Raw genomic sequence first — 8,653 nt, 5'->3', positions numbered from 1 at the left:
TGAATTTCTTTGTCAGACATAGTGATCAGCATCTATATTTTATATCCAGTCCATGGTGATAAAAACCATCATAAACTAGACATTTTTATTGGTGAGAATATAGACACTTTAAATGGGTTCTAACATTAGTGTTTCTTATAATCGCCATTATGTTAAATAGATTCTAAAAAAGGCTTTATTTGAGCTGAAGAATGGATATAGAGTGGATGCCCAGGTTCTCCACTTTTATTTAATTTAAGATAATAGAGCTTGTCTTTCAGAAGCTGTTTTACAAAAGTTGATCTCTCGTTAAAAACGCCATCATTTCCCCAACAAGCAATAAGTTTTTGAGATTCTGCAGCTAATTGACTTAAGTACGCATCATTATCAGGCCCAATAGGATCTTCTTGGGACATCATTTCTTGTGGATCAGTTGCTCTATATGCAAAAAGATTAGCCATATAAATGCCACCACCACCCCAACTTTTAGCAAAATTTATACAACGAGTAATAGTTCGATCATCTTGAATATGATCTGCCTTTGATGGATTTAGACCAATAAATGTAAATATCGGTTTCTCTTTATCCCAAATACGCCAAAGTGAATAACGATATTTTTCACAGTCTGAAATTATTGCGCCCTTTTTCATAACACCCCTCTATTTACATATATGATTATATCTCTTGTATCATAACTACTGATTATTATGAAAAAAAGTTAATTTAATTCATGGTGATATCACAGAAATTTCTGTTGATGCTCTTGTTGATTCTGCAAATAAATCTTTGTTAGGTGGAGGCAGTCTAGATTACATTATTCACAAAAAAACAGGTCCTTTATTGAAAGAAGCTTGTATCAAATTAAATAAGACTAAAGGTGGTTGTCTAACTGGAAATGCAGAAATAACGATTGCTGGAACTTTACCGGCAAAGTTTCTAATTCATGCAGTTGGACCAAGATGGCTAAATGGTAAAAAAGGAGTACCACAACTACTTTGTGATACATATTAGCAATGCTTTAAAATGAGCTGAAGAAATTAAAGCTAAAACCGTTTCATTCCCTAATATTGCTACAGGCATATATTCTTTTCCGAGGAAAATAGCAACAGAAATTGCGATAGGGACTGTTCTTTCAGAATTACCTTACTACTCCGAAATTGAACACGTATTTTTTGTTTGTAAGGATGAGCTCAATCTTGAAATTTATAAACAAATCCTAAAACAGATAGAAGATCCTAAAATTGAAATTTTAATTTAAGTTTTCCTAAAATAAACATAATACACGTTATACGAAATTATTTAATTTATTAATATAATTCAGTATCTTATATTGGTTGGAACGGCTCAAACCTACAGGTCTGAGCCTTTTTGTTAATTTATCATGATTCGCGCCTAAGCTCTAAACAATGCTTCACGACTGTATGTGGCTTCATGAAACGCCAAATAATAAAATTGTTCAAAGAAATAAGTATAGCCGTCTTCCTCATTATTGATAGTGCCGCGGAGAGCAGCACAACGCTCAGCATTTATAAATCTTCCAGTGGCAGCTGATAGCTTTGCTTGATAATTTGACTCGGCACATCGGTTTTGACGCTGGTGATGCCATTTTTCTTGGTGAGATGCGTGGACTGGAATTTGCGGTAGCTTTCTAAGTCAGGCACCACAACTTTCAGCATGGCGTCGCATTCGCCTAAAATAATGTAGCACTCCATCACTTGCGGCAGTTCTTTCATCGCTTCAATAAAGGTATCAATGGTTTCGGCATCTTGGCCCACCAGCCAAATGCGGGAAAATAGCAGCAGCTGAAAACCGATTTTCTGCGGATCGACCACCGTGGTATAGCTTTGAATGACGCCTGCTTCTTCCAGCAGTTTCACGCGGCGCAGGCAGGAAGATGGGGACAGGCCAATTTCACGGGCGAGGTCGTTATTTTGCATGCGGCCGTTATTTTGCAAAGCCTGAATGATATTTTTATCAATACGATCCAGCTTTACTAGAATAGATTTAGAAGAAATCTTCATAAAATAGAATTTAATTCTAAAATTAATAATAAAATTAGAATAAATGAAATCCTATTTTAGCGCAATTCGCAGATACTGGCTTTGTCCATCAAGACAGTGACAGGAAAAGGAAATGTCTGTATTAGTACTCTTTGCACTTACGGTAACACCGCTTATTTTTACACCTGGGCCAGATATGCTGTTCATTCTGTCTCAAGTGATGGGTAAGGATGCAAAAGCAGGCATGATGGCAACCATCGGCGTTTGTTCAGGCTATCTGGTGCATTCGGTGCTGGTGGCTTTGGGGATTGCGGCGATTATTGTGTCTTTTCCGCTTTTGTTTGAAACCATCCGCTGGCTGGGGATCGCTTATCTTTTGTATTTGGCGGCGCATCTGATTAAATCGGTTTTCAGCAATAAAAAACTGTCTATTGAACATAAAAGCGCTTCTAACCCAATCAAAAAAGGCTTTTTCACCGCATTGCTGAACCCCAAAGGCATGCTGATTTATTTTGCGATCTTGCCGCAGTTTATCGATAAATCCGGCAATACAGTAACGCAGGGCCTCGTTTTATCTTTGGTATTTATCGGGTTGATTTTTGTGGTGTACTGCGGGCTGAGTTTAGTATTTGCCAAAATCAGTCAAAAAACCCATATTGATGCGCATAAGCAAAAATGGATTGATGGCGCCTCTGGCGGCCTGCTGGGTTTGGCCGCTGCTTGGTTGATGGCGAATTAATGACGTGCCGCTTGTTTTGAGAGAAATCCATAGGCGGCATCAACCATCCATTCTTATCTAGAGCATGCAGATGAATAGATAGCATGCGTATAAATTGAATATGTATAACTATAACGCTTCAAGGCAGAGCCGGATGCAGATGCATGTACGTTGCGTAACGCCTAAGAACAGCCTGCTGCAACCCAGCAGGCTATTTTATAGATGTGGAAATGACTTGAAATTTGCATGAAGCGATTCTGCTATATGAACAGCTTTGGCGATATTGCGCGGATATTGGCAAGTTTGATGGCAGAAAATCAGGCTGAAATTAGGCATCTATCCTAAATGACATAAAGCGCATGATATGCGCGTCAGTCATTTCTGCATAAAAATGAATCATGGCTGATCAAGAAAAGAGATTAAATCAAAACTTTTGATGAGGTTAATCAAGTAAAAATATAATAAAAATCAATGGTTAAAAATTAACTAAATCGCCTTTGAAAACAGTTGAATAACAGTGTTTTGAAAAAGTGTGAACGATAAGTTCAAGGAATTTTACGCATTTTTACAGGTCTTTCGATATTTGTGACTTGACCGAAATGCCAATCACATTGCAAGATAGGGCACCTAAAAAATTTAAAGTGAAGAGTTAATATAACTTTTCTCAACATTTACATTTGCTAAAACAGCCGAGGATTACATGAAGGCTCTTGTTGCTGTAAAACGTGTGGTTGATGCCAACGTTAAAGTTCGTGTTAAACCGGACAACAGTGGGGTTGACCTTACTAACGTTAAGATGTCAATCAACCCATTTTGTGAAATCGCAGTGGAAGAAGCGGTTCGCTTAAAAGAAAAAGGAACAGTTTCAGAAATCGTTGTTGTTTCTATTGGTCCTAAAGAAGCGCAAGAACAAATCCGTTCTTCAATGGCGCTTGGCGCTGACCGCGGTATCCTGGTTGAAGCTGATGACAGCCAGCTGGGCGCGCTTGAAGTTGCTAAAATTTTAAAAGGCGTTGTTGATGCTGAACAGCCTCAATTGATCCTTCTAGGCAAACAAGCAATTGATGATGACTCAAACCAAGTGGGTCAGATGCTTGGCGCTCTTCTTGGCGCAGGCCAAGGTACTTTCGCTTCAGAAGTTAAAGTTGACGGCGACAAAGTACAAGTAACACGTGAAATTGACGGCGGCCTGCAAACTGTAGAGCTTGCGCTTCCTGCAATCATCACAACTGACTTGCGTTTGAACGAACCGCGTTATGCGGCTCTGCCAAACATCATGAAAGCGCGTAAAAAACCGCTTGATACCAAGTCACCGGCTGATTATGGCGTAAATCCTGCAACTAAGCTTAAAACTGTTAAAGTTGAAGCGCCTGCAGAACGTAAAGCTGGCGTGCAAGTGAAGTCTGTAGACGAGCTTGTAGAAAAATTGAAAAATGAAGCGAAAGTGATCTAATACAGAAGGATAAAAATCATGAGTATTTTAGTTATCGCTGAGCACGACAACAAAGCACTTAACGGTGCAACTCTTAACGTTGTTGCTGCGGCGCAAAAAATCGGTGGTGATATCACTGTATTGGTTGCTGGTTCAGGCGCGCAAGCGGTTGCTGATCAAGCGGCTAAAGTTGCTGGCGTAAGCAAAGTATTGCTTGCTGACGACGCTGCTTATGCAAACCAATTGGCTGAAAATGTAGCGAAATTAGTTGCTTCTATCGGTTCTGGCTATTCGCACATTCTTGCTGCGTCTACAACGACTGGCAAAAACATTCTGCCTCGCGCAGCTGCGCTTTTAGACGTAAGCATGATCACTGACATCATCGCTGTTGAAAGCCCTAAAACTTTCAAACGTCCAATCTACGCAGGCAACGCGATTGCAACTGTAGAATCTGCTGAATCTGTTGTTGTTGCAACAGTCCGCGGTACTGCATTTGATCCAGTTGCTGCTGAGGGCGGTTCTGCTGCAGTTGAAGCGCTTGCTTCTGCTGGCGATGCAGGTATTTCTAAGTTCATTAACGAAGAAATCGTTAAATCTGAACGTCCAGAATTGACAGCTGCACGCATTGTTGTATCAGGCGGCCGCGGTGTGGGTTCAGGTGAAAACTACCACACTGTGCTTGATCCATTGGCTGATAAGCTGGGTGCTGCTCAAGGCGCGTCACGTGCTGCAGTTGATGCTGGCTTCGTACCAAACGATATGCAAGTCGGTCAAACAGGTAAAATCGTTGCGCCTGACCTATACATCGCTGTAGGTATCTCTGGTGCAATTCAGCACTTGGCGGGTATGAAAGAGTCTAAAGTGATCGTTGCGATCAACAAAGACGAAGAAGCGCCAATTAATGCAGTAGCAGACTACTGGTTAGTGGGTGACTTGAACACTGTCGTTCCAGAATTGGTTTCTAAAATCTAATTCCTGAACAGACTGTTCTCAAAAAACCCTTAGAGCAATCTAAGGGTTTTTTTTATGGTCTGATGTTTTTAGATAATTGCTTTGCGTTTAGCTGAATGGCAGATAAATGCTGATTAAAGCAAAAAGCGCTCAGGCTGCGTTTCAGCCATCCAAATTGGCGTACAGACGCGATGAGCGGGAAATTCTATCCGTCCAAGTTCCATTCAATGACAGGGATTCTGCACGCAGGCGCGGCGTTTTAGCGGTGTATTTCACATTCATGGCGTCGGATTCAGCTGAATGTTGAATTTTGGGTGAAAAACACTCAAATTATTAAAAAATATAACGGGATAGTCTGTATCCAAAACACACATTTTAGAGCGGTTTTGTGCTATAATTTACGGCTGTATTTTACATTTTGACTCATGCTTTTGAGTGAAATTTTAGCTGAATTTACGACATATAAATGCGGGTCATTTTTGCCTGTATAATAAGGAGTATGCATGAGCGTATCGGAAATTAGACCGATTGCCATTGAGGATGAACTCAAAAGTTCATATCTCGATTATGCGATGAGCGTAATTGTATCGCGTGCATTGCCAGATGTGCGGGATGGTCTAAAACCTGTTCACCGCCGCGTGCTTTTCGCAATGCACGAATTGGGCAATGACTACAATAAAGCGTACAAAAAATCTGCCCGTGTAGTCGGTGACGTGATCGGTAAATATCACCCGCATGGTGACTTCGCCGTTTATGAAACAATCGTCCGTATGGCGCAGGATTTCAGCTTGCGCTATCAATTGGTGGATGGTCAGGGCAACTTCGGTTCGGTCGATGGCGACAGCGCTGCGGCAATGCGTTATACCGAAGTCCGTATGCGCAAGTTAACCCATGAGCTATTGGCCGATCTTGAAAAAGACACCGTAGAGTGGGAAGACAACTACGACGGTTCTGAGCGCATTCCGCAAGTGATGCCGACGCGTGTGCCGAACTTGCTGATTAACGGTGTAACCGGTATTGCCGTCGGTATGGCGACCAACATGGCGCCGCACAACATGACCGAAGTGATCAATGCCTGCTTGGCTTATGCCAATAATCCGCAAATCAGTATTGAAGGCTTGATGGAACACATTTCAGGTCCAGACTTCCCTACAGGCGGTATTATTTACGGTAAATCAGGCATTGTTGATGCTTACCGCACAGGTAAAGGCCGTTTGCATATCCGCGGTAAATACCATATCGAAGAAGACCAGAAAACTGGCCGCAGCACGATTGTCTTCACAGAAATTCCGTATCAGGTCAACAAAGCGAAAACCATTGAACGTATTGCTGAGCTGGTAAAAGAGAAAAAACTGGAAGGCATTTCAGAACTGCGTGATGAATCCGATAAAGACGGCATGCGTATTGCCATTGACTTGAAACGCGGTGAAAACGCCGAAGTGATTGTCAATAATCTGTTCATGAATACGCAGCTGGAAAACTCATTCAGCATCAACATGGTGTGTTTGGATAACGGTCAGCCGAAGCTGATGAATCTGAAAGACATCATTGCTGCCTTTGTGCGCCACCGTCAGGAAGTCGTGACACGCCGCACCATGTTTGAATTGCGTAAAGCACGTGAACGCGGCCACATCTTGGAAGGCTTAACGGTTGCATTGGCCAATATTGATGCCATCATTGAAACCATTAAGAGTTCTGCCAACCCGGCTGAAGCGCGTGAACGTTTACAAGCAGGTGAGTGGGCTGCGGGTGGTGTTGCTGCACTGCTTGAAAAAGCAGGTTCAGTTTCAGTTCGTCCAGATGAAATTGAAGGCGAAGATCCAAACCGTCCATTTGGTATCGATGGTGATATTTACCGTCTGTCTCCAACGCAAGTGGGTGCAATCCTTGAATTACGTTTACACCGCTTAACCGGTCTCGAACAAGATAAGTTGCATGCGGAATATACGGATATTCTTGGTCAAATTGCTGAATACACCGCAATTTTGAATGACTTCAATTTATTGATGAACGTGATTAAAGAAGAATTGTCTTTAATCCTGCAGCAATATGGCGATGCACGCCGTACCGCAATCGTTGAATCGCGCATTGATTTCTCGCGTGAGGATTTGATTCCTGAAGAGCAAATGGTGCTGACGGTTTCAAAAACAGGCTATGCGAAAACACAGCCATTGTCTGACTATGCTGCGCAGCGCCGCGGCGGCCGTGGCAAGTCTGCAACGTCGATGAAAGAAGATGATTACATCCAGCACATGGTGGTGACGTCGAACCATGCGACCGTACTGTGCTTCACTAACGTGGGTAAAGTCTACCGCCTGAAAGTCTATGAAGTGCCGCAAGCATCCCGCGGCGCCAAAGGCCGTCCAATGGTGAACTTGCTGCCGCTGGAAGACAACGAAACGATTACCGCGATTTTGCCGGTCATCGATGCGCCGAAGAAATTTAAAGAACGTCTGGCGGACTTCAAAGCCTTTGTGAAAGCCAATGCTGCAACTTTGCAAAGCAATGAAGTGATCAATTCGCATTTTGAGGAATTGGAAACGGCTTTAGCGGAGTCTGAAGACGGCGCGGACGATATTTCTGATGCATTGCGCATTCAATTGAAACAATTGGGCTTAGAACTTTCTGCAACAGATCTTGATGATGACATTATCAATGATTTTGCGCAGCAGGCTGAAGCGGTACGCAAAAACTTCTACGTCTTTATGGCGACAGAATACGGTACGATCAAGCGTGTTGAACTGGAACAGTTCTCAAATGTCCGCTCAAACGGCTTGCGCGCAATTGAGCTGAATGGCGACGATACCTTAATCGGCGTTGCGATTACGGACGGCGAACAGCAAATTATGCTGTTCTCGAACGAAGGCAAAGCGATCCGTTTCGCAGAAACTGATGTGCGTTCAATGGGTCGTTCTGCCAAAGGTGTACGCGGTATGCGTGTCACCATTGGTGCAGCTGCTCAAGCGGAAGATGTTGAAGACGCAGATGTGGATTCAGATGATGAAGAATCTTCAGATTCAGCATTAATCAGCCGTATTGTGTCATTGGTGGTGGTTCCAGAAACCGGTGAAGTGCTCTGCGCTTCTGAAAATGGTTACGGCAAGCGTACCCCTGTAGATGACTTCCCAACCAAAAAACGTGGCGGTAAAGGCGTAATTGCGATCAAAACTTCTGAACGTAACGGACAGCTGGTTGGCGCAGTCGCGATTGATGAAACCAAAGAGCTGATGCTGATTTCTGATGGCGGCACCTTGGTGCGCACACGTGCATCTGAAGTGGCGCAAACTGGCCGTAACGCGCAAGGCGTGCGCTTGATCCGTTTGGGCAACGAAGAGCTATTGGTGGGCGTGGTTTCGATTGAAGCGGTCGAAGAAGATGATGAATTGCTGGATGATGCATCTTTAGCGGCTGTTGATGGCGCTGTTGAGCCAAATGCAGATGCTGCAGCCGACGAAATCATTGCCGAAAATGAATCTGATTTAAACGAGCCTGAAGAAGACTGAGTTTAAATCTATGAAATGAGGGCGCTTCGGCGTCCTTTTTTCTATGTCTGCATGAAGAAAGGATAAGAAT

6 protein-coding genes and 1 pseudogene are annotated in these 8,653 nt (G+C 43.1%); 5 read left to right on the top strand and 2 right to left on the bottom strand.

Going from position 1 to position 8,653, the window contains the following annotated elements; genetic code table 11:
- Nucleotides 1-152: 152 nt before the first annotated feature.
- Complete coding sequence (locus ACE3T3_RS14625) at nt 153-629, bottom strand: DUF1643 domain-containing protein (RefSeq protein WP_374668194.1); 477 nt, start codon at nt 627-629, stop codon at nt 153-155.
- A 76-nt stretch (nt 630-705) separates the two neighbouring features.
- On the opposite strand from ACE3T3_RS14625, the pseudogene ACE3T3_RS14620 reads away from it, so the two are divergent.
- Nucleotides 706-1,237: pseudogene (locus ACE3T3_RS14620) on the top strand (macro domain-containing protein).
- Between the two features lie 268 nt (nt 1,238-1,505).
- Here the strand turns inward: ACE3T3_RS14620 and ACE3T3_RS14615 are convergent.
- A complete protein-coding gene (locus ACE3T3_RS14615) occupies nt 1,506-2,000 on the bottom strand; it encodes an Lrp/AsnC family transcriptional regulator (protein ID WP_374668192.1) in 495 nt (164 codons plus the stop codon).
- A 112-nt stretch (nt 2,001-2,112) separates the two neighbouring features.
- On the opposite strand from ACE3T3_RS14615, the gene ACE3T3_RS14610 reads away from it, so the two are divergent.
- The 4 genes from ACE3T3_RS14610 (at nt 2,113) to gyrA (ending at nt 8,583) form a co-directional block, all read left to right on the top strand.
- The gene (locus ACE3T3_RS14610; RefSeq protein WP_374668190.1) at nt 2,113-2,718 is read left to right on the top strand and encodes a LysE family translocator; all 606 of its coding nucleotides are present in this window, start codon (nt 2,113-2,115) and stop codon (nt 2,716-2,718) included.
- A 679-nt stretch (nt 2,719-3,397) separates the two neighbouring features.
- Complete coding sequence (locus ACE3T3_RS14605; protein ID WP_374668188.1) at nt 3,398-4,150, top strand: electron transfer flavoprotein subunit beta/FixA family protein; 753 nt, start codon at nt 3,398-3,400, stop codon at nt 4,148-4,150.
- Between the two features lie 18 nt (nt 4,151-4,168).
- On the top strand, nt 4,169-5,101 hold the full coding sequence (locus ACE3T3_RS14600; protein WP_374668186.1) for an electron transfer flavoprotein subunit alpha/FixB family protein: 933 nt from the start codon (nt 4,169-4,171) through the stop codon (nt 5,099-5,101).
- A 482-nt stretch (nt 5,102-5,583) separates the two neighbouring features.
- Complete coding sequence (gene gyrA, locus ACE3T3_RS14595) at nt 5,584-8,583, top strand: DNA gyrase subunit A (protein ID WP_374668184.1); 3,000 nt, start codon at nt 5,584-5,586, stop codon at nt 8,581-8,583.
- Nucleotides 8,584-8,653 lie beyond the last annotated feature (70 nt).

The organism is Acinetobacter sp. (assembly GCF_041919735.1).
In the GTDB taxonomy this organism is placed as follows: domain Bacteria; phylum Pseudomonadota; class Gammaproteobacteria; order Pseudomonadales; family Moraxellaceae; genus Acinetobacter.
The sequence above is the reverse complement of the archived record's forward strand: the minus strand, read 5'-3'. Positions and strand labels throughout refer to the sequence as shown.